This window comes from Streptomyces sp. NPDC014727 (assembly GCF_043083485.1).
Classification (GTDB): Bacteria; Actinomycetota; Actinomycetes; order Streptomycetales; family Streptomycetaceae; genus Streptomyces.
Genome location: NZ_JBIBYR010000012.1, coordinates 18,388 through 39,526, shown reverse-complemented (window position 1 = coordinate 39,526; position 21,139 = coordinate 18,388). Strand labels below are relative to the sequence as shown.

Genomic DNA, 21,139 nt, shown 5'->3' with positions numbered 1-21,139 from the left:
GCCACCCCCGCGTGAATGCAACAGCCCCCAAGGAGCCCCTCGACGCGAGGGACCGCCCCGCCCGCCTCACGGTCGGCGTCGTGGGCGCGGGCCGCGTCGGCCCCGCCCTCGCCGCGTCCCTGCAGCTCGCCGGGCACCGACCGGTCGCCGTGTCGGGCGTCTCCGACGCGTCCGTGCGCAGGGCGGCCGCCCTGCTCCCCGACGTACCGCTGGTGCCGCCCGCCGAGGTCCTCGCGCGTGCCGAGCTGGTGCTGCTGACCGTCCCCGACGACGCCCTGCCCGGCCTGGTCGAGGGCCTCGCCGAGACCGGCGCGGTACGGCCCGGACAGCTGATCGTCCACACGTCCGGGCGGTACGGGACGAAGGTGCTGGACCCGGCGCTGCGGGCGGGCGCCCTGCCGCTCGCCCTGCACCCGGCGATGACGTTCACCGGCACCTCCGTCGACGTCCAGCGGCTGGCCGGCTGCTCCTTCGGCGTGACCGCCCCCGAGGAGCTGCGGCTCGCCGCCGAGGCGCTGGTCATCGAGATGGGCGGCGAACCCGAATGGATCGCGGAGGAGTCCCGCCCGCTCTACCACGCGGCGCTCGCCCTCGGCGCGAACCACCTGGTCACCCTGGTCGCCCAGTCGATGGAGCTGTTGCGCACGGCCGGGGTCGCCGCCCCCGACCGGATGCTCGGCCCCCTCCTGGGCGCCGCGCTCGACAACGCCCTGCGCTCCGGCGACGCGGCCCTGACCGGCCCGGTGGCGCGCGGCGACGCCGGCACCGTCGCGGCGCACATCGGCGAGCTGCGCGAGCACGCTCCGCAGGCCGTGGCCGGCTATGTCGCGATGGCCCGCGCCACCGCCGACCGCGCACTCGCCCACGGCATGCTCAAGCCGGAGCTGGCCGAGGACCTGCTCGGCGTCCTCGCCGACGGCACCGGAACCACGGGCGGCACCGGATCACAGGAGCCCCGATGACCCCCACGACCGGCAGGCCCGGCACGCCGCACACGCCCGGCGCCCCGCCCCGTGCACCCGGCACCGCCCCGGCGGCCCCCCTGCTCCGTACGGCCGCCGAACTCGCCGCGTTCGCGCCCCGCAAGGGACCGCGGGCCGTCGTCATGACCATGGGCGCCCTGCACGAGGGCCACGCCACCCTGATCCGTGCCGCACGCGCGGCCGCGGGCCCGGACGGGCAGGTCGTCGTCACCGTCTTCGTCAATCCGCTCCAGTTCGGCGAGGCCGCCGACCTGGAGCGCTACCCCCGTACCCTCGAAGCCGATCTCGCCGTGGCGGGCGCCGCCGGGGCGGACGCGGTCTTCGCACCGTCCGTCGAGGAGGTCTACCCCGGCGGCGAGCCGCAGGTCCGGATCTCGGCGGGGCCCATGGGCGAGCGCCTGGAAGGGGCGTTCCGCCCCGGGCACTTCGACGGCATGCTCACCGTCGTCGCCAAGCTCCTGCACCTCACCCGGCCCGATGCCGCGTTCTACGGGCAGAAGGACGCCCAGCAGCTCGCGCTGATCCGCCGGATGGTGCGCGATCTGAACTTCCCGGTCGAGATCGTCGGAGTGGAGACGGTCCGCGAACCGGACGGCCTCGCGCTCTCCAGCCGCAACCGCTTCTTGGACGCCGAGGAACGGCACACCGCCCTCGCCCTGTCCCGCGCCCTGTTCGCGGCGCGGGACAGGCTCGCCGCCCAGCAGGCTCTGCACGCCCGCGCGCAGACCACCGCGGCGACCACCGGCCGGGCCGCCGCCCTCACCGCGCTGGGCGAGACCCGAGCGGCGGCCGACACCCAGGCGGTGGCCCTGGCCCGCCCCGTGGACGGACCCGCGGCGGTACGCGCCGCCGCGCAGTTGATCCTGGAGGACGCGGCCGCCGAACAGCCGCCGCTCGCCCTGGACTACCTCGCGCTCGTGGACCCGGCCGACTTCACCGAGATCCCCGACGACCGCACCACCGGTGACGCGATCCTCGCCATCGCCGCGAAGGTCGGCAAGACCCGCCTCATCGACAACATCTCGCTGACCTTCGGAGCCACCACGTGACCGGAATACGGCTGACCGCCCCCGCCCCCGGCTGGTCCATCGACGCCGATGTCGTGGTCGTCGGCTCCGGCGTGGCCGGTCTGACCACCGCGCTCCGCTGCGCGGCCGCGGGCCTCGCCACCGTCGTCGTCACCAAGGCCCGCCTCGACGACGGCTCCACCCGCTGGGCGCAGGGCGGTATCGCGGCGGCCCTCGGTGAGGGCGACACCCCCCAGCAGCACCTGGACGACACCCTGGTCGCGGGCGCGGGCCTGTGCGACGAGTGGGCGGTACGGACCCTGGTCACCGAGGGCCCCGACGCCGTGCGCAGGCTGATCGGAACCGGCGCCCACTTCGACACCACGGACAGCGGCGACATCGCCCTGACCCGCGAGGGCGGCCACCACCGCCGCCGCATAGCCCACGCGGGCGGCGACGCCACGGGCGCCGAGATCTCCCGCACCCTGGTCGAAGCGGTCCGCGAAGCCGCCCTGCACACCGTCGAGAACGCCCTGGTCCTGGATCTGCTCACGGACGCCGAAGGCCGGACCGCGGGCGTCACCCTGCATGTCATGGGCGAGGGCCAGCACGACGGCGTCGGCGCGGTCCGCGCCCCCGCGGTGGTCCTCGCCACCGGGGGCATGGGCCAGGTGTTCTCCGCCACCACCAACCCGGCGGTCTCCACCGGCGACGGCGTCGCCCTGGCGCTGCGGGCCGGCGCGGAGGTCTCCGACCTCGAATTCGTCCAGTTCCACCCGACAGTCCTCTTCCTCGGCGCCGACTCCGAGGGCCAGCAGCCCCTGGTGTCGGAGGCGGTACGGGGCGAGGGCGCCCACCTGGTCGACGCGTCCGGCACGCGCTTCATGGCCGACCAGCACGAACTGGCGGAACTGGCCCCGCGCGACATCGTCGCCAAGGCCATCACCCGTCGGATGCAGCTGCACGGCACCGAACACATGTATCTCGACGCCCGGCACTTCGGCGCCGCGATGTGGGAGAAGCGCTTCCCCACGATCCTGGCGGCCTGCCGCGCCCACGGCATCGACCCGGTCACCGAACCCATTCCGGTCGCGCCCGCCGCGCACTACGCCTCCGGTGGCATCCGCACCGACCTGCGGGGACGTACGACGGTGCCCGGCCTGTACGCCTGCGGCGAGGTCGCCTGCACCGGCGTGCACGGCGCGAACCGGCTGGCGTCCAACTCCCTCCTGGAGGGGCTCGTCTTCGCCGAGCGCATCGCGGCCGACATCGTCGAGGACCGCCCCCGCGCGGGCGCCCCGACGACCGACGCCCTGCCCGACCCCTCGCCGCTGCTCGCCCCCGAGGCGCGCGGCACGATCCAGCGGATCATGACCCGGGGCGCCGGCGTCCTGCGCTCCGCCGAGAGCCTGGCCGCCGCCGCCGAGGAGCTGGAGGCTCTGCACGACGGCGCCGCCCGCGCCGCCGAGGCGACCGAGCCCAAGGTCGCGATACCCGGGGTCGAGGCGTGGGAGGCCACCAACCTGCTGCTCGTCTCGCGCGTCCTGGTCGCCGCCGCCCGTCGGCGCGAGGAGACCCGAGGCTGCCACTGGCGCGAGGACCGGCCCGAGCGCGACGACGAGAACTGGCGCCGTCACCTCGTCGTCCGGCTCACCCCGGAGCGTCAACCGGTCCTCCGTCGGACGGAGACCGAGGCATTCGGGCCCGTACGCCCCGAGCAGGCACCAGACTGCGCAGCAGCACCCCCGACCCACCCCGCCGACGTCACCGAGGAGCCGTAACCGTGAGCACGCCCGAAGAGAATCCGCGCCCGACACCCGTGGACGTACCGCTGATCCAGATCGGCGCGCCCGCACCGTCCGCGGGCGGCTGCGGGGACGGCTGCGGCTGCGGCGGGGACGAGCTCTACGAGCTCGACCCGCTGGAGTGCGGCCTCGACCCCGACCTCGCCCAGCTCCTCGCCGACGCCGGCCTGGACCCGGTCCAGGTCGAGGACGTCGCGCATGTGGCCATCGAGGAGGACCTCGACGGCGGTGTCGACGTCACCACCGTCGCGACCGTCTCCGAGAACGCGGTGGCCACCGGCGACTTCACCGCCCGGGAGGCGGGCGTGGTGGCGGGTCTGCGCATCGCCGAGGCCGTCCTTTCCATCGTCTGCACGGACGAGTTCGCGGTCGAGCGCCATGTCGAGGACGGCGACCGCGTCGTCCCCGGCCAGAAGCTGCTGACCGTCACCACCCGCACCCGCGACCTGCTCACCGGCGAGCGCAGCGCGCTCAACCTGCTCTGCAGGCTCTCCGGCATCGCGACCGCCACCCGCGCCTGGGCCGATGTGCTCGAAGGCACGAAGGCCGAGGTCCGCGACACCCGCAAGACCACGCCGGGCCTGCGCGCCCTGGAGAAGTACGCGGTGCGCTGCGGCGGCGGCGTCAACCACCGCATGTCGCTGTCGGACGCGGCGCTGGTCAAGGACAACCACGTGGTCGCGGCGGGTGGTGTGGCCGAGGCCTTCAAGCGGGTACGGGACGAGTTCCCGGACGTACCGATCGAGGTCGAGGTCGACACGCTGCAGCAGGTCCGTGAGGTCATCGACGCGGGCGCCGATCTGATCCTGCTGGACAACTTCACCCCGCTGCAGACGGCCGAGGCGGTCGCCCTGGTCGGCGGCCGCGCGGTCCTGGAGTCCTCCGGCCGGCTCTCCCTCGACACCGCGCGCGCCTACGCGGAGGCGGGCGTCGACTACCTGGCCGTCGGCGCGCTCACCCACTCCTCGCCGATCCTCGACATCGGCCTGGACTTCCGCGACACCGACGAGGCCGACGTCTGATGCTGCTCACCATCGACGTCGGCAACACCCACACCGTGCTCGGCCTGTTCGACGGTGAGGAGATCGTCGAGCACTGGCGCATCTCCACCGACGCCCGCCGCACCGCGGACGAACTCGCGGTACTGCTCCAGGGGCTGATGGGCATGCATCCGCTGCTCGGCGAGGAGCTGGGCGACGGCATCGAGGGCATCGCGATCTGCTCCACGGTCCCGGCCGTCCTGCACGAGCTGCGTGAGGTGACCCGCCGCTACTACGGCGACGTCCCCGCGGTCCTCGTCGAGCCCGGCATCAAGACCGGGGTGCCGATTCTGATGGACAACCCGAAGGAGGTCGGCGCGGACCGCATCATCAACGCGGTCGCCGCCGTCGACCTGTACGGCGGTCCGGCGATCGTCGTCGACTTCGGTACGGCCACGACCTTCGACGCGGTCTCCGCCCGGGGCGAGTACACCGGCGGTGTGATCGCCCCCGGCATCGAGATCTCGGTCGAGGCGCTGGGTGTCAAGGGCGCCCAGCTCCGCAAGATCGAACTGGCCCGGCCACGCAGCGTGATCGGCAAGAACACGGTCGAGGCGATGCAGTCGGGCATCATCTACGGCTTCGCCGGCCAGGTCGACGGTGTCGTCGCGCGGATGAAGAAGGAGCTGGCGGCCGACCCCGACGACGTCACCGTCATCGCGACGGGCGGCCTTGCGCCGATGGTGTTGGGCGAGTCCTCCGTCATCGACGAGCACGAGCCCTGGCTCACTCTCATCGGGCTGCGCCTGGTGTACGAGCGGAATGTGTCCCGGATGTAGCGGATGCGGGTCGTACCTGCGGGAACGGTCGGGCGGGGCGGGGCCGACGCCGCGCCGCCGACGGCCAGCTAAGAGGATTTTGTCCATTTAGCACGTATTGTCGCGTCATGCCCACGCCTTACGGATCACGCGGCGGTATGGCGTTCAGCGCGGACGAGCTGCGGGTGCTCCGACGTGCCCTCGCCATCGCCCTTCACCCCAAGCCCCTGCCCGACGAGGACGTCCAGGACTGCCTGCGGCTGGCGGGCGCCGTGGACGAGGCGGTCGGCGAGGCGGGACGGCTGCGCACGTTCCTCCTCGCCGACCTCGTCCGCTACCGCAACGCCCTCCCCGGCTCCGTCAGCGGCTATCTGGAGCTGCTCCAGGACGCACTGGCGGGCGGATACGACCCTCGTCCCGACGACATGGCCGCGCTGCGCGCCCTGCGTCACAGACCGGTGGCCGCGGCGCTCCTGGAGCGCTGTCAGATGCTCGCGGAGCGCTCGGTACGGGCCCGACTGGCCGGACGTGCCGCGCCGGCGGCGGCCCCGGCGCCCCGCAGTCGTCTGCTGGCCCTGCCCGGCGGCCGGGCGGCCGACGCCGAACCCGAACGGCCCAAGACCCCGGCGGCCCCGCCCCGGCCGGTCCCGCCGTCCGAGCGCCCGGCGCCCAAGCCTTCCGAGGTCTTCCCGCCCCGCAAGCCCGTCCCGCCCCGCAAGCCCGTCCCGCCGCGGCAGCAGTGGGCCGCGGGCTGAGGGTCGTCCCGTAACCCCTGGCGGGCGCACGACGACAGCTACGGCACCTCGACGCGGAGGGGGCGCGCGGAAGTCCGTACCGGCCTCGCTACTCTGGACGTCATGGACTATGTATCCGCGCTCGTGCCCCCCGTGGTGATGGCCGCCTTCTTCATCGGCCTCGTCGTGACGATCGTCAAGAGCCAGGGCGGTCCCAACAAGGCCAAGGAGGACGCGGCCGTGGACCTGGCGGTCGGCCGCGCCGAGTCCGTCCAGCAGGCCCCGCGCACCGACGGCGTCTGACACCCCGCACCTCGCGGTACCCGAAGGGTGCACGGCTCCTCAGGAGCCGTGCGCCTTTTTGCTGCGCAAATAACCAGGCATTCCAGGCATCTGGCACTAAAGTGACATTGTGCCCCGCCAATTGGGAGAACTGGAAGACGCAGTGATGACACGGGTCTGGCAATGGAACCGCCCGGTCACTGTGCGGGAAGTCCTTGAGGACCTTCAGCAGGAACGCTCCATCGCCTACACCACCGTCATGACGGTAATGGACAATCTCCATCAGAAGGGCTGGGTACGCAGGGAAGTCGACGGCCGCGCATATCGATATACGGCGGTCTCCACCCGCGCCGCCTACTCGGCCGCACTGATGAACGAAGCCTGGTCGCGGAGCGACAACCCGGCCGCCGCTCTTGTCGCGTTCTTCGGCATGATGTCCGCCGAGCAGCGGGAGGCCCTCGCGGACGCCATGCGGATCGTCCGCCCCGGACTGCCCGGGGCTTCCGGACACCCGGCCGAAGAAGCGGTCGACGGTGCGGTGGGCGAACCGGGTGATGAACCCGGGGATGAACCGGCTGATGAAGCCGCCGGAGAAGCCGCCGGAGAAGCCGCCGGAGAAGCGGCCGAAGATCCGGCCGATGACGCGGGCCCGGAGACCGGGCGATAGCGTCGGGGGCATGTCCTCAGAGCTTCCGCATACCGATTTCCGTACCGAACCGTCGGTTATAAACATGGCCATCACTGTCCGCCGTGCCAGGACCAGCGATGTCCCATCGGTCCGCCGTCTCCTCGACGGGTACGTACGTGAAGGCATCCTGCTCGACAAAGCAACGGTGACGCTTTACGAGGACATCCAGGAGTTCTGGATCGCGGAACGCGACGAGGACGGCCGGGTCATCGGCTGCGGTGCACTGCACGTGATGTGGGAAGACCTCGCTGAAGTGCGCACTCTCGCTGTCGACCACGGCATCAGGGGCGCCGGAGTCGGGCATCAAGTACTGGACAAGTTGTTGCAGACCGCCCGTTGGCTGGGCGTACGGCGGGTTTTCTGTCTCACCTTCGAAGTCGACTTCTTCGCGAAGCACGGCTTCGTGGAGATCGGAGAGACGCCGGTCGATGGAGATGTCTACAGTGAGCTGTTGCGTTCCTATGACGAAGGTGTAGCAGAGTTCCTGGGTCTCGAACGAGTGAAGCCGAACACCTTGGGCAACAGCCGGATGCTTCTGCACCTGTGACCGTCACAAGAAGCCGTCGCCCTATGTCCGAATCGCGCATGTTTCCCGTCTTCTTGCGATCCTGAACCTCTCCCGGGGGTTTGTGTTTTCCGGGGAAAAGCGGTTTCCTTTCCGCGTACTGCATTTTCGATGAAAGGAAATCCGGTGGCACAGAAGGTTCAGGTCCTTCTTGTCGACGACCTCGACGGTGGCGAGGCGGACGAGACGGTCACGTTCGCTCTGGACGGCAAGACATACGAGATCGACCTCACCACGAGCAACGCGGACAAGCTCCGTGGTCTTCTTGAGCCGTACACCAAGGGCGGTCGGCGTACGGGCGGTCGCGCGGCGGCCGGTCGTGGCAAGGGCCGCGCCGTCACCGGCGGCAACAAGGACACCGCGGAGATCCGTAAGTGGGCCCGCGAGAACGGCCACAATGTGAATGACCGCGGCCGTGTTCCCGCGGAGATCCGCGAGGCTTACGAGAAGGCCAACGGCTGAGCTGTCGACCCTTCGGTCGACCGCCCCGTTCGGGCGCGCATCAACCGGGCCCGGTGGCATTCCGTGGCCACCGAGTCCACGAGCCGTACGAGATCGGGAGCATCCCCACCCCTGCTCCCGAGGCCGACGAGGGCCGGGAGTTCCGGCTCTCCCTCGTGCCGCAGCCCGGGGGGTCGCAGCCATACGGCGGCCCCCGGTCGGCCGGCCGCCCGTCCGGGCGGTGCCGGCGCAGTGATCCGGCCGCCCGTGCCGATGGCGGTCAGCGAGAGGGCGACGCCGCCCCACTCCAGCCAGTCGAGCAGTCCGGGCAGTTCGTCGGCGCTTCCTGCCGCCACCAGCAGGCTCATCCGTCCGCCGGAGAGCGCCACCGGTCCGGTGCGGCCCACCCGCCGCAGTGCCGCATGGCCGGCGACCGCGGGCACTTCGAGGACGTCGAACCGCAGCCCGGTCAGCAGTCGCACCGGTGCGGTGCCCTCTGTGGGCCAGCCGAGTTCGTGCTCATACCACCGCGCCCACTGTGCGTGACCGGCGTGAGCGTTCCGCGTGTCGGCGAGCGACGGCAGGGGAGGCGGGACGGTGACGGCCATGCCGGAAGAACGGCCGGGCCGCCCCCAGGGTTACGCAGGGTCCGCGAGCGGGTGCGTAGTGTGTCCCGGATGGGGGTGTAGAGACGTATTCGGGAGCGCAAAGATGTTCGCCCGTAGCGGAGGGAACCGGCGCGCGCCGCATGGACTGTCTGTAATTACGGGTAAGACATCCCTAGTGGGGAGGGGCGACACGCAGGCTCGGGCATCTCACGTTCGCCATCGGCGTACTGGCGAAAGGGGTATCTGCCTGGCCTGCGGGAACATCGTCTCGCACCATCGGGTTGGAGCAGATGTCGGCGTTCGAGGTCAGGAGGCCAAGGACGGTGTCGGCAGTTGGAATGAGCGGTCCCCGCTTGCGGGACTAAGCTGCGGAAGGACAGGGAGGGGACCGACCCCTTACTGCCTGACCGCTCTGAGGAGCGATTAACGATGTTCGAGAGGTTCACCGACCGCGCGCGGCGGGTTGTCGTCCTGGCTCAGGAAGAAGCCCGGATGCTCAACCACAACTACATCGGCACCGAGCACATCCTCCTGGGCCTTATCCACGAGGGTGAGGGTGTCGCCGCTAAGGCCCTGGAGAGCCTCGGGATTTCGCTCGAGGCGGTCCGCCAGCAGGTGGAGGAGATCATCGGCCAGGGCCAGCAGGCCCCGTCCGGGCACATCCCCTTCACGCCCCGGGCCAAGAAGGTCCTGGAGCTGTCGCTCCGTGAGGCCCTTCAGCTCGGCCACAACTACATCGGCACCGAGCACATCCTGCTCGGCCTGATCCGCGAGGGCGAGGGCGTCGCGGCCCAGGTCCTCGTGAAGCTGGGCGCCGACCTGAACCGGGTGCGGCAGCAGGTCATCCAGCTGCTCTCCGGGTACTCCGGCGGCAAGGAGGCGGCAACCGCGGGCGGCCCTGCGGAAGGCACCCCTTCCACGTCCCTGGTGCTCGACCAGTTCGGCCGGAATCTCACCCAGGCCGCTCGCGAATCCAAGCTCGACCCGGTCATCGGGCGCGAGAAGGAGATCGAGCGGGTCATGCAGGTGCTGTCCCGCCGTACCAAGAACAACCCGGTTCTCATCGGCGAGCCCGGCGTCGGCAAGACGGCGGTCGTCGAAGGACTGGCGCAGGCCATCGTCAAGGGCGAGGTGCCCGAGACCCTCAAGGACAAGCACCTCTACACCCTCGACCTCGGTGCGCTGGTCGCCGGCTCCCGCTACCGCGGTGACTTCGAGGAGCGCCTGAAGAAGGTCCTCAAGGAGATCCGTACCCGCGGCGACATCATCCTGTTCATCGACGAGCTCCACACCCTGGTGGGTGCGGGCGCCGCCGAGGGCGCGATCGACGCCGCCAGCATCCTCAAGCCGATGCTGGCCCGCGGCGAGCTGCAGACCATCGGTGCCACGACGCTCGACGAGTACCGCAAGCACCTGGAGAAGGACGCCGCTCTTGAGCGCCGCTTCCAGCCCATCCAGGTCGCGGAGCCGTCGCTGCCGCACACCATCGAGATCCTCAAGGGTCTGCGCGACCGTTACGAGGCCCACCACCGCGTCTCCATCACGGACGAGGCGCTGGTCCAGGCCGCGACGCTGGCGGACCGGTACATCTCGGACCGGTTCCTGCCGGACAAGGCGATCGACCTGATCGACGAGGCCGGTTCCCGGATGCGCATCCGCCGGATGACCGCGCCGCCGGACCTCCGCGAGTTCGACGAGAAGATCGCGGGTGTCCGCCGCGACAAGGAGTCCGCGATCGACTCGCAGGACTTCGAGAAGGCCGCGTCCCTGCGGGACAAGGAGAAGCAGCTCCTCGCCGCGAAGACCAAGCGCGAGAAGGAGTGGAAGGCCGGCGACATGGACGTCGTGGCCGAGGTCGACGGCGAGCTGATCGCCGAGGTCCTGGCCACCGCGACCGGCATCCCGGTCTTCAAGCTGACGGAGGAGGAGTCCTCCCGTCTGCTGCGCATGGAGGACGAGCTCCACAAGCGCGTCATCGGCCAGAAGGACGCCATCAAGGCCCTCTCGCAGGCGATCCGCCGTACGCGGGCCGGCCTGAAGGACCCGAAGCGCCCCGGTGGCTCGTTCATCTTCGCCGGCCCGTCCGGTGTCGGTAAGACGGAGCTCTCCAAGACGCTCGCCGAATTCCTCTTCGGCGACGAGGACGCGCTGATCGCCCTCGACATGTCGGAGTTCAGCGAGAAGCACACGGTTTCCCGCCTCTTCGGTTCTCCTCCCGGTTACGTGGGTTACGAAGAGGGCGGCCAGCTCACCGAGAAGGTGCGCCGCAAGCCGTTCTCCGTCGTCCTCTTCGACGAGGTCGAGAAGGCCCACCCCGATATCTTCAATTCCCTGCTCCAGATTCTGGAAGACGGTCGTCTGACCGACTCCCAGGGCCGGGTCGTGGACTTCAAGAACACGGTCATCATCATGACGACCAACCTCGGGACCCGGGACATCTCCAAGGGCTTCAACCTGGGCTTCGCCGCCCAGGGCGACGTCAAGACCGGCTACGAGCGGATGAAGAACAAGGTCAACGAAGAGCTCAAGCAGCACTTCCGCCCCGAGTTCCTCAACCGTGTCGACGACACGGTCGTCTTCCACCAGCTCACCGAGGAAGACATCATCCAGATCGTCGACCTCATGCTGGCCAAGGTGGACGAGCGCCTGAAGGACCGCGACATGGGCATCGAGCTGAGCTCGGAAGCCAAGTCGCTCCTGGCCAAGAAGGGCTACGACCCCGTGATGGGCGCCCGGCCGCTGCGCCGGACGATCCAGCGCGAGATCGAGGACATCCTCTCGGAGAAGATCCTCTTCGGCGAGCTGCGCCCCGGTCACATCGTGGTCGTCGGCACCGAGGGCGAGGGTGAGGAGAAGAAGTTCACCTTCCGCGGCGAGGAGAAGTCGGCTCTGCCCGACGTCCCCCCGATCGAGCAGGCGGCGGGCGGTGCGGGTCCGAACATGTCGAAGGACGTGTAAGGACGCCACCGAGCGCCTGAGCGCCTGAAGGGCTGCCCCGGAACCGTTGAGAAACGGTCCGGGGCAGCCCCTTTTCCGTGCGGCACCGGCCTCGTCGTGCGGTCGGTTGCGGTCGGTGGACGCCGCGGCTCCTCGACGGCCTGCGGCTCCTCGACGGCCTGCGGCTCCTCGACGGGCCGCCGTCCCCTCCATGGCCCGCGGTATCGGCCGGGCCGGCGCGACGGCCGTCGGCCGCGCCGTCGGCATGCGGCGGACGGCCCCGATCGAAGGGCTCCAGGACCCTTTGGCGGTGACAAGGCACACAGTCCGTTCCGCCCCTACTAAGGGTGATAGGGGCGAGCGCCGCGAACCCGGCAGGGACCTTCGGCCCTGCGTGTCGAGGGGCATTCGGCGCCGGAACGAGAGAAGCCCGGATCGCCGGGTTCAGTCCGGTTCGACCGGTTTGGAGCTGGGGTTAAACCTGCCCGGAACGAGAGTTTCGGTGGGCCCGGACGAGGGGCGCGTGAAGGCGGCGCCGATGTATTCCCGAGGCACCGGATACGGCTTTTGTTCGTAGATGGGGTGTTTGGGTATCGATGGGGGTGCGGGTTACCAAGGGATGGCCGGCCCGGCGAAAGCGTCGGGTCCAGTCATCTCCGGAGGTTCTCCGCTTATGTCGAAGCGCGTTTCGTTCCAGCACTCCCGTCGCCCGTCCCTGTCCCGTGTCCGCGGCGCCGTGGTGGCAGCCGGCCTGGGGACGTCGATGGTTCTCGGCGCCGGTGCTGCGTTCGCGGCCGGCACGGCGGGCGCCCCCCACACGGCGAGCCTGATCAGCAATGGCGCGGCCGACTCGGTCGCCGCGCAGGCGGCCGCGCAGGGCAAGGCGGCCAAGGCGGCCAAGGCCGAGCGTGCGGCGGCCGAGAAGGCGGCCGCGAAGAAGGCCGCCGCCTGGAGGATCCCTGTGAGCCACTACGCACTGAGTGCGAGCTTCGGCAACGACGGCTCCCGCTGGGCCCACAAGCACTCCGGCCAGGACTTCGCCGTCCCGGTCGGTACCAAGGTCGAGGCCGCGCACGGCGGCACCGTCGTGAAGGCCGGTCCGAACGGCGGCGGCGACGGCCCCGCGTACGGCAACGCCGTCGTGATCCGCCACGGCAACGGCACGTACTCGCAGTACGCGCATCTGTCGAAGATCGATGTGCGCATCGGCCAGACCGTGAAGACGGGCCAGAAGATCGCGCTCTCCGGCAACACCGGCAACTCCAGCGGCCCGCACCTGCACTTCGAGATACGGACCACCCCGAACTACGGTTCCGCTATCAACCCGGTCTCGTTCCTGTACAAGCAGGGCGTCACGGTCTGACCTGACCGGACGTGTCCGGCTACTCGGCGGACCCCGGGCTGTGCGCCCGGGTGACCAGTTCGAAGGCGACTTCGAGGACGGCGCTGCGCTTCTCCTCGGGGTCGCCTTCGGCGTCCTTCAGAGCGAACATGCCCGCGTGGATCGTGAAGAGCGCGGTGAAGCAGCGCACCTGGTCGGCCAGTGAGGCGTCGGGTTCCTTGATCAGGTCGACCAGGCCGATGACGCGGTCCTTGATGGTCTTCCCGATGCTGAGGTCCCGCACGGTCGCCTGGTTCTCCTGCATGAAGCGGAAGAGCGGGGCCGCGGCGGTCAGCGCCTCGCTGTAGCGGCGCAGGATCTCTTTCTTCGTCTCCAGGGTGTGGGGCCGGTCCCGGCCCCACTCGATCAGCTCCTCGACCGGCCGGTTGAGGTCCTCGAAGATGCTGGCCAGGATGTCTTCCTTGGTCTTGAAGTGGTAGTACAGCGCGGCCTTGGTGACATCCAGCCGCTCGGAGATCTCCCGCAGCGAGGTCTTCTCGTAACCCTGTTCGGCGAAGAGCTCCAGGGCGACGTCCTGAATGCGCTGGCGCGTGTTACCCCGGCGTGCCTGCGGCGTGCTGCCCATGGCGCTCTCCCTCAACGAACTTACTTGACGCCCGGCTAGTTACGGGTCTACTTTCCCCAGTGTAGTCAACTAGCCGGGCGGCAAGTAAGAACCCGGCGTGCACCGGGGATCAGGGGAGTGGGGACCATGGCGGAGCTGAAGAAGGCGACGGACGGAGGGGCGGGTGACCGGTCGGCCGGGAAACCCGAGAAGCAGCAGCGCAGTGTCCGGGTGGTGATGCTCGCCCTGATGATCACGATGCTGCTCGCCATGCTGGACAACCTGATAGTCGGCACGGCCATGCCGACCATCGTCGGTGACCTCGGCGGCCTGGAGCATCTGTCCTGGGTCGTCACCGCGTACACCCTGGCCACCGCCGCCTCCACCCCCATCTGGGGCAAGCTCGGCGACATGTACGGGCGCAAGGGTGTGTTCCTCACGTCCATCGTGCTCTTCCTGATCGGCTCGGTCCTGAGCGGCATGGCCCAGGACATGGGCCAGCTGATCGGTTTCCGGGCGGTCCAGGGGCTCGGCGCGGGCGGCCTGATGGTCGGTGTCATGGCGATCATCGGCGACCTGGTGCCGCCCCGCGAGCGCGGCAAGTACCAGGGGATGATGGCCGGCGTCATGGCCATCGCGATGATCGGCGGACCGCTGGTCGGCGGCACCATCACCGACCACCTCGGCTGGCGCTGGAGCTTCTACATCAACCTGCCGCTGGGTGCGGTCGCCCTGGCCATGGTCACCCTCGTGCTGCACCTGCCGAAGCGGGAGCGCGCAGAGGTGAAGATCGACTACCTCGGTGCGGGACTGCTGACCGTCGGCATCACCGCGATCGTGCTGGTCACCACCTGGGGCGGTTCGGAGTACGCCTGGGGCTCCGCCATGATCGTGGCGCTCATCGCGATCGGCGCCGCCTCGCTCACGGGCTTCTGCTTCGTCGAGACGCAGGCAGCAGAACCGATTATTCCGCTCCACATATTCCGCAACCGCAACTTCACCCTGATGTCCGTCATCGGCTTCATGTCGGGCTTCGTGATGTTCGGCGCGGTGCTCTTCCTGCCGCTGTACCAGCAGTCCGTCCAGGGCGCGTCGGCGACCAACTCGGGTCTGCTGCTCCTGCCGATGCTGCTGGCGATGATGGTCGTCTCGCTGATCGCGGGACGGGTCACCACCAGCACCGGCAAGTACAAGATCTTCCCGATCCTGGGCTCGGCCTTGATGGTGTCCGGTCTGTTCCTGCTCTCGCGGATGGACACCGGCACCACGCGGCTCACCTCGGGCGTCTACATGGCGGTGCTCGGCGCGGGCATGGGTTTCCTGATGCAGATCACGATGCTCGTCGCGCAGAACAGCGTGGAGATGAAGGACATGGGAGTCGCCTCCTCCGCGACCACCCTCTTCCGTACGCTCGGCAGCTCCTTCGGAGTCGCGATCATGGGTGCCCTGTTCACCGGCCGGGTGCAGGACGAGATGGCCGCCCGCGGCGGCGGGGCGGCCACGGCGAAGTCCGCCCAGCTGGACGCGTCGAGCCTGGCGAAGCTGCCGGCCGCGGTGCGTGAGGCGTACCAGTTCGCGGTGTCGTCCGGCACGCACATCGCGTTCCTGGTGGGTGCCTCGGTCGGAGTGATCGCGCTGATCGCGTCGGTGTTCGTCAAGGAGGTGCCGCTGCGGGGAGCGGGCCCGGAGACGTCGTCGTCGGACGGCGGCGCGGCGCCGGCCGCGGCCGCCGGTGTCAAGCAGCCCGAGGCGGTCTGACCCCTCCGCGGTGGTACGGGCGAAATACGGAAGGAGGCTCCCGGGGCGCGCCCCGGGAGCCTCCTTCCGTATCCGGCTCAGCTGCCGGGCCGCCTGCTGCCGGACTCCGCGCTCTTCCCGTCACCGCTGTCCGCGGTGCGCTGTTCGGACAGGCGCAGGACCGGGAAGCTGCCGGTGTTCGTGGGTGCGTGCTCGGGCAGCCACAGCACGGCGATCGCCCCGCCCGCGCCCTGCGCGGCCCCTTCCGGCGCCGCGTTGCGGAAGGTCAGCCGGGCCCCGAGGACGCGCGCCTGACCGGCCGCGATCGTCAGCCCGAGACCGTGCCCGTGCCCGGCCCGGTCACTGCTTCCGGTACGGAACCGGCTCGGCCCCTCACGCAGCAGCGCCGCGGGGAACCCGGAACCGTGATCGCGGATCCGCACCACCCGGCCCTCGACCGTGACCTCGACCGGTGTGGCACCGTGCTTGGCGGCGTTCCCCAGCAGATTGCCGAGGATCCGCTCCAGTCGGCGCGGATCGGTGCTGACCCAGGACTCGTGGACGACCTGCACCCGTACATCCGGGTCCAGCAGCGCGACGCGCCGACTGACGAACTCACCCAGCGCGATCTCCTGCAGCTCGGCCCGCTCCGACGCGCTGTCCAGCCGGGCCACCTCCAGAACGTCCTCGACCAGGGTGCGCATCGCCTGCGCCCGGTCCCGTACGAGCTCGGTGGGGCGGCCCGGCGGCAGCAGCTCCGCCGCCGTCAGCAGGCCGGTCACCGGGGTGCGCAGTTCGTGCGCGATGTCCGCGGTGACCCGGCGCTCCGCCTCGATCCGTTCGTTCAGCGCGTCCGTCAGCGCGTCCACCGCACGGGCCAGCTCATCGGTCTCGTCCTGGACGACCCCGCCGACGGCCTCCCTGACCCGTACATCCGTATTGCCCTGCGCGACCTTGCCCGCGGCGGCGGCGGCCTTGCGCAGCCGGCGCGACAGCTGCCCGCCGATCAGCACGCCCAGTGCACAGCTGCCGAGCACCACCGAGACCGAGCCGATGATCAGCGCCCGATCGAGATCCCCCAGGACCCTGGCACTGCGGCCGGTGAAACGGGTGTGCAGCGAGAGCACGTCGCCGTTGCCGACCGGGACGGCCGCCCACACGTCGGGTCCCCCTTGCTTGAGCTCCTCGACATGCGTGGCGCGCCGGTTCCTGCTGGTCTCCGCGCGCAGGCTGCGCGGCATCAACGGGTCGTTGAGCTTGGCGCCGAACCGGGGGTCGGTCTTCTGCGTCTTCTTCGCCTCGTACAGCAGCTGCGCGTACGTCAGCCGCGTCAGCTGGACCTCGCGCGCGTTCTCCAGCATCGAGACCCGGGCGGCGTTGTGGACGACGAGGCTGAGCGCGACCGCGGTCAGCGCGCCCACCGCCGCGATGGCGATGCTGATCTTCCAGCGGACACCCGTCCGCAGCGTCGGCCGCCTCATGGCCTGAGCTTGTAGCCGAAGCCGCGGACCGTCTCGATCCGGTCCTGGCCGATCTTGGTGCGCAGCCGCTGCACATGGACGTCCACGACCCGGGTGTCACCGCCCCATCCGTAGTCCCAGACCCGCTCCAGCAGCTTGTCGCGGGAGAGCACCGTGCCGGGCGCGGCGGAGAACTCCAGCAGCAGCCGCATCTCGGTCGGCGTCAGCGCCACCTGCTCGCCGCCCCGGTGGACCTCCATGCCCTCGGTGTCGACCTCCAGATCGCCGAAGACCAGCACGCCGCCGAGGGGCTGCGGCTCTCGTTCCCCGTTGCCCGGCTGCCCGCCCGACGCATGACCGAAGCGGCGCAGCACGGCACGGATCCGGGCGACCAGGACCGCCCCGTCGAAGGGCTTGGTGACGTAGTCGTCGGCACCGGCCTCCAGGCCGAGAACCACATCGATCGAGTCGGCCCGCGCCGACAGCATGATCACGGGGACCGTCGACTCGTCGCGGATGCGACGGCAGAGGCTGACCCCGTCGAGCCCCGGCACCATCACATCGAGCAGGGCGATGTCGGGACGGTCGGCCCGGAACGCGGCGAGGCCCGACAGGCCGTCCGGCATCGCGGTGACCGCGAAACCGTCGCGCTCCAGCGCCAGCTGGGTGGCCTCGCGGATGACGTCGTCGTCCTCGACGAACAGGACGTGGGTCTCGGCCATCGGGCTGCTCTCAGTTCCCCGCCGGTTCCGCGGATTCCGGAAGACCGGCCTCTCCGTTACCGACGGCTCGGTTGAAGTCGTTGTGCACCCGGTCGTGCTCGTCGAACCGGTTGTCCGCCCAGCGGTAGGTGATCACTTCCTCGCCGGAGGGGTACGCGACCGAGTCCTTCTTCCCGTACACCTGGGCCGTCACCACCAGCTCACCGCGGTCGATGGTGCCGTACACCGCGGGCTGCTCGACGGCGAACACGTTCTCGTACGTGCCGTTGGCCCGCTGGCGGTACACATAGGTGCCGACCCCCACCGAATCGCCGCAGGTCATCACGTTCACCACGACATCGGCCGAGGGTCCGCCGGTCAAGGTGCCGTACGAGGTGTCCACCGGGTACTCGGAGCCGCTGCAGGGCTTCAGATCCGTTCTGACCCGCTCGCCGACCTTGGGGTCGTGCTTGAGCAGCGCCACGGGATCGACCCGCGGCGTCGGCTTCGCCGTGGTCGACGGCGCGGCGCTCGGCGTGACCTGGGCGACCGGCTGGGTGCCCGCCGGGCCCTCGTCCCGGGTGCCGGTGCCGCCGCTGGAGCACCCGACGACGAACAGCCCGAAGGCGGCGAGCGCGACCAGGGTCGTGGTGCTCGCCGCCCAGCCGGTCAGGGCCCGGCCACGCCTGACGGCGGCCTGGCGGCCACCGTCACTCCTGCTGCCGCCACGGTCGCCGTCCTCGTCGCCGCTGCCGCTGTCATCGCTGGCTGTCAGGCCGCGCACCGCTCCCGCCCCCGTTCGTCCACACGCCTGCCCGGCTCCACCCGGACCTGCGCCCTTGCCCGCGCACGTACCGGAGCACGGTCGGCCGCCGTCGGTCGCCGCTCCTCCCGGAGCCGGGCCTCCCTGCTCGCTGCTTCGCGATTCTCCAGCTCCTGGCGCAGCCGGGCCAGCGCACGGTGCAGCGTGCTCTTCACCGTACCGGCCGACATGCCGAGGGCCGCAGCCGTCTCTTCCGTACTCATCTGCTCCCAGTGTCGCAGCACGACGACGCTGCGCTGCTTGGGAGCCAGTACGCCCAGCACATCCATCAGCAGGGCGCGGTCGGCGCGCTGCTCGGTGCCGTCCTCGACGCTCGCGTCGGGCAACTGTTCGGTGGGGACCTCGTCCAGCTTGCGGGCCCGCCACCACTCGGTACGGGTGTTGATCATGACGCGGCGCAGATAGGCGTCGGCGAGGGACTTGTCGGCGATGCCGTCCCAGCGGCCGTACGTGCGGGCCAGGGCGGTCTGCAGCAGGTCCTGCGCGTCCACCGGGTCGGGTACGAGTCGGCGTGCACTGCGCAGCAGTGCCTCCTGCCGAGTGCGTACGTACTCCTCGAATTCGAGCACCTCGCCCTGCGCCATTCCAACCGCCTCCGTCCCCGTAGAACCCCGTCGAACCGCTGTCGGCCACCGATGGGCCGGGCCGACGTCGTCGACGCTACGGAGCTGTTGTCACGGGGCTGTGCGGAGCAGCCATACGCCGACGCACGGCTGTCCATCGGTTGTGTAACAGCGGAGGAGAAGGGAGCGTGCGGCTCAGCTCAGCGGCAGCCGGTACTGGCCGCCGGCCAGCGGTTCGACCAGGCCGTCCGCGACCAGTCCGTCCAGCGCACGGGCACGCTGCACCGGTTCGTCCCACACCGCGTCCAGTGCCGACTGCGGCACCGGTGTCATGGCCTCGCGCAATACGGCGAGCAGCCGGCCGCGCACCTGCCGGTCCGTGCCCGCGTACGTCTGACCGCGCCGCGGGGGCCCCTGGTGCGCGGGCTTCCCGGCCAGCCGCCAGGCGCACTGCTCGGCGATCGGGCAGTGGGTGCAGTCCTCGTTCTTGGCGGTGCAGACGAGGGCGCCGAGCTCCATCGTCGCGGCGGCCCAGCGGGCGGCCCGCTCCTCCTCCTCGGGGAGCAGCGCGCGGGCGAGCTTGCGCTCGGCGGCGGTGGTCGCGTTCGGCGGGTACTGGATGCCGGTCGCGGCGCGGGCGAACACCCGGCGGACGTTCGTGTCGAGCACGGCATGCCGCTGTCCGTACGCGAACGAGGCCACGGCCGCCGCGGTGTACTCACCGATACCGGGCAGCGCGAGCAGCTGACCGTGCTCGCTCGGTACGTCGCCGCCGTGCCGTTCTGTTATTGCCTGGGCGGCCCCGTGCAGCCGCAGCGCTCGGCGCGGGTAGCCGAGCCGGCCCCAGGCGCGGACCGCCTCGCCGGGCGGCTCGGCGGCCAGGTCGGCCGGGCGGGGCCAGCGGGCCAGCCACTGTTCGTACACCGGGAGGACCCGGCTGACGGGGGTCTGCTGCAGCATGAACTCACTCACCATCACACCCCAGGCGCCCGCTTCGGGGCGGCGCCAGGGCAGATCGCGGGCGTGCTGTTCGAACCACCCGATGACGGGAGCGTGGAGGGAGGCGGGGGGCGTCTGTGTCGCAGTCATGGCAGTCATCGCACCGACGATCCTGGCACGGAAGGGCGGACAACGGCTCCGTGCACGGTGGTGTCGCGCCTCGTGAGGGCCCTTGGGGTGATAATGCCACCCGTCTTGTCCCCTTGGTGTCCGGCAACCGGCCCAAGGGGACTCCCTCCGGGCCGTCAGTGCCGTTTGCGCCGCCTCCGGGACCGGCCCGTGACCGGTGCCGTCCCCGTACCCGGCCCCGAGACCAGGGCCGCCACCGGGGCCCCGCTGCTGCGTACCGTGACGGCGAGCGACCGTGCCGGGCGCCGCAGCACCGCGACCACGACGGCCGCCAACGCCGCACCCAGCAGCAGACCGACCGCCACGTCATGCGGATAGTGGACACCGACGAAGACCCGGGAGAAGGCCATCAGCAGGGCCAGCGGCACGGTGAGCCAGGCCAGCCGGGGCCGGGCGATCGCCAGGGCCACGGCCGCCGCGCCGGCGATCGCGGAGTGGTTGCTGGGGAACGACCAGTCGCCCACCGACGGACACGGCACCAGTGACGCCGCCGCCCCGGCGACCGCCCTGCACGGGCGCTCCTCGTTCACCAACGACTTGAACACCTCGCTGCCCACATAGGCGAAGGCCGTCGCGAGGGGCGCGAGCACCGCCAGGGCCAGGGCGCCCTCGTCCGCCCGGCGGGCGCGCCACCACCCGGTGATGAACAGGACGCCGAAGACCAGAAGGCCGAGTTCCGTCCATATCTCGGCCAGGTGTTGCACCCATGACGGCATGTCATGAGCGAAGTCGGTGATGTCCCGGTAGAGCGGGGCAGTAACTGAACTATCCATGTGACAGAGGCTAGTCAACGAAACGGAGTGGTCGGACGGGGCGATTCCGGGGGCCCGACCCGACCGGAATTCCGGGCGGAACGGGACGGTCCGGGATGATGATCCGCAAAACTTCGGCGCCGGGCGGCGGGTGGGGCGGGAGTCGGCGCCGATCTCTCGT

At 70.6% G+C, this 21,139-nt stretch carries 21 protein-coding genes; 13 read left to right on the top strand and 8 right to left on the bottom strand.

Translation table 11 applies throughout. The features are described 5' to 3' along the window. Positions 1-11: 11 nt before the first annotated feature. The 10 genes from ACF1B9_RS20100 (at position 12) to ACF1B9_RS20055 (ending at position 8,324) form a co-directional block, all read left to right on the top strand. The gene (locus tag ACF1B9_RS20100; RefSeq protein ID WP_391746162.1) at positions 12-962 is read left to right on the top strand and encodes a Rossmann-like and DUF2520 domain-containing protein; all 951 of its coding nucleotides are present in this window, start codon (positions 12-14) and stop codon (positions 960-962) included. Further along, on the top strand, positions 959-2,032 hold the full coding sequence (panC, locus tag ACF1B9_RS20095) for a pantoate--beta-alanine ligase (protein WP_391746164.1): 1,074 nt from the start codon (positions 959-961) through the stop codon (positions 2,030-2,032). The genes ACF1B9_RS20100 and panC overlap by 4 nt, the downstream gene beginning before the upstream one ends. Next, positions 2,029-3,771: an L-aspartate oxidase gene (locus ACF1B9_RS20090; RefSeq protein ID WP_391746166.1), complete on the top strand. Its 1,743-nt coding sequence runs from the start codon at positions 2,029-2,031 to the stop codon at positions 3,769-3,771. Before panC ends, ACF1B9_RS20090 begins: the two co-directional genes overlap by 4 nt. A 2-nt stretch (positions 3,772-3,773) precedes the next feature. Beyond that, positions 3,774-4,817 carry a carboxylating nicotinate-nucleotide diphosphorylase gene (gene nadC, locus ACF1B9_RS20085; RefSeq protein WP_391746167.1) on the top strand — a complete coding sequence of 348 codons (1,044 nt, stop codon included), beginning with the start codon at positions 3,774-3,776 and terminating at the stop codon, positions 4,815-4,817. Beyond that, positions 4,817-5,614, top strand: coding sequence for a type III pantothenate kinase (locus tag ACF1B9_RS20080; RefSeq protein ID WP_114245204.1), 798 nt, complete (start codon positions 4,817-4,819; stop codon positions 5,612-5,614). The genes nadC and ACF1B9_RS20080 overlap by 1 nt, the downstream gene beginning before the upstream one ends. 137 nt (positions 5,615-5,751) lie before the next feature. After that, on the top strand, positions 5,752-6,348 hold the full coding sequence (locus tag ACF1B9_RS20075) for a hypothetical protein (protein ID WP_391746213.1): 597 nt from the start codon (positions 5,752-5,754) through the stop codon (positions 6,346-6,348). A 102-nt stretch (positions 6,349-6,450) separates the two neighbouring features. Beyond that, positions 6,451-6,630, top strand: a complete 180-nt coding sequence (locus ACF1B9_RS20070; RefSeq protein WP_361446901.1) for a hypothetical protein — start codon at positions 6,451-6,453, stop codon at positions 6,628-6,630. Positions 6,631-6,739: 109 nt separating this feature from the next. Then, positions 6,740-7,276 (top strand): BlaI/MecI/CopY family transcriptional regulator, encoded by a 537-nt coding sequence (locus tag ACF1B9_RS20065; RefSeq protein ID WP_391795925.1) that lies wholly within the window; start codon positions 6,740-6,742, stop codon positions 7,274-7,276. A gap of 64 nt (positions 7,277-7,340) precedes the next feature. Next, entirely contained in the window at positions 7,341-7,844 is a 504-nt protein-coding gene (locus ACF1B9_RS20060; RefSeq protein ID WP_376278856.1) for an amino-acid N-acetyltransferase, read from the top strand. Positions 7,845-7,988: 144 nt separating this feature from the next. Beyond that, positions 7,989-8,324, top strand: a complete 336-nt coding sequence (locus tag ACF1B9_RS20055; protein ID WP_093894032.1) for an Lsr2 family protein — start codon at positions 7,989-7,991, stop codon at positions 8,322-8,324. Here ACF1B9_RS20055 and ACF1B9_RS20050 read toward each other — a convergent pair. Then, complete coding sequence (locus tag ACF1B9_RS20050) at positions 8,303-8,911, bottom strand: SCO3374 family protein (protein ID WP_391746170.1); 609 nt, start codon at positions 8,909-8,911, stop codon at positions 8,303-8,305. The genes ACF1B9_RS20055 and ACF1B9_RS20050 overlap by 22 nt on opposite strands. A 429-nt stretch (positions 8,912-9,340) precedes the next feature. On the opposite strand from ACF1B9_RS20050, the gene ACF1B9_RS20045 reads away from it, so the two are divergent. Both ACF1B9_RS20045 and ACF1B9_RS20040 read left to right on the top strand, forming a co-directional pair. Further along, a complete protein-coding gene (locus ACF1B9_RS20045) occupies positions 9,341-11,869 on the top strand; it encodes an ATP-dependent Clp protease ATP-binding subunit (protein ID WP_093894034.1) in 2,529 nt (842 codons plus the stop codon). Between the two features lie 652 nt (positions 11,870-12,521). Then, on the top strand, positions 12,522-13,211 hold the full coding sequence (locus ACF1B9_RS20040; protein WP_391746173.1) for a M23 family metallopeptidase: 690 nt from the start codon (positions 12,522-12,524) through the stop codon (positions 13,209-13,211). A 19-nt stretch (positions 13,212-13,230) separates the two neighbouring features. Here the strand turns inward: ACF1B9_RS20040 and ACF1B9_RS20035 are convergent, their stop codons facing one another. Next, entirely contained in the window at positions 13,231-13,815 is a 585-nt protein-coding gene (locus ACF1B9_RS20035; protein WP_391746174.1) for a TetR/AcrR family transcriptional regulator, read from the bottom strand. 126 nt (positions 13,816-13,941) lie between these two features. Here ACF1B9_RS20035 and ACF1B9_RS20030 point away from each other — a divergent pair, with 126 nt between their 5' ends. Beyond that, positions 13,942-15,552, top strand: a complete 1,611-nt coding sequence (locus ACF1B9_RS20030) for an MDR family MFS transporter (protein WP_391746175.1) — start codon at positions 13,942-13,944, stop codon at positions 15,550-15,552. A gap of 77 nt (positions 15,553-15,629) precedes the next feature. Here the strand turns inward: ACF1B9_RS20030 and cseC are convergent, their stop codons facing one another. The 6 genes from cseC to ACF1B9_RS20000 form a co-directional block, all read right to left on the bottom strand. After that, positions 15,630-17,012 (bottom strand): two-component system sensor histidine kinase CseC, encoded by a 1,383-nt coding sequence (gene cseC / locus ACF1B9_RS20025; RefSeq protein ID WP_391746176.1) that lies wholly within the window; start codon positions 17,010-17,012, stop codon positions 15,630-15,632. After that, positions 17,009-17,713 carry a two-component system response regulator CseB gene (cseB, locus tag ACF1B9_RS20020; protein ID WP_376220764.1) on the bottom strand — a complete coding sequence of 235 codons (705 nt, stop codon included), beginning with the start codon at positions 17,711-17,713 and terminating at the stop codon, positions 17,009-17,011. Before cseB ends, cseC begins: the two co-directional genes overlap by 4 nt. Positions 17,714-17,723: 10 nt before the next feature. Next, positions 17,724-18,476 carry a hypothetical protein gene (locus ACF1B9_RS20015; RefSeq protein WP_391746178.1) on the bottom strand — a complete coding sequence of 251 codons (753 nt, stop codon included), beginning with the start codon at positions 18,474-18,476 and terminating at the stop codon, positions 17,724-17,726. Beyond that, entirely contained in the window at positions 18,464-19,099 is a 636-nt protein-coding gene (locus ACF1B9_RS20010) for a SigE family RNA polymerase sigma factor (RefSeq protein ID WP_391746179.1), read from the bottom strand. The genes ACF1B9_RS20015 and ACF1B9_RS20010 overlap by 13 nt, the downstream gene beginning before the upstream one ends. 174 nt (positions 19,100-19,273) lie before the next feature. Further along, complete coding sequence (locus ACF1B9_RS20005) at positions 19,274-20,176, bottom strand: A/G-specific adenine glycosylase (protein ID WP_376220768.1); 903 nt, start codon at positions 20,174-20,176, stop codon at positions 19,274-19,276. A gap of 146 nt (positions 20,177-20,322) precedes the next feature. Then, positions 20,323-20,979 (bottom strand): phosphatase PAP2 family protein, encoded by a 657-nt coding sequence (locus tag ACF1B9_RS20000; RefSeq protein WP_391746181.1) that lies wholly within the window; start codon positions 20,977-20,979, stop codon positions 20,323-20,325. Positions 20,980-21,139 lie beyond the last annotated feature (160 nt).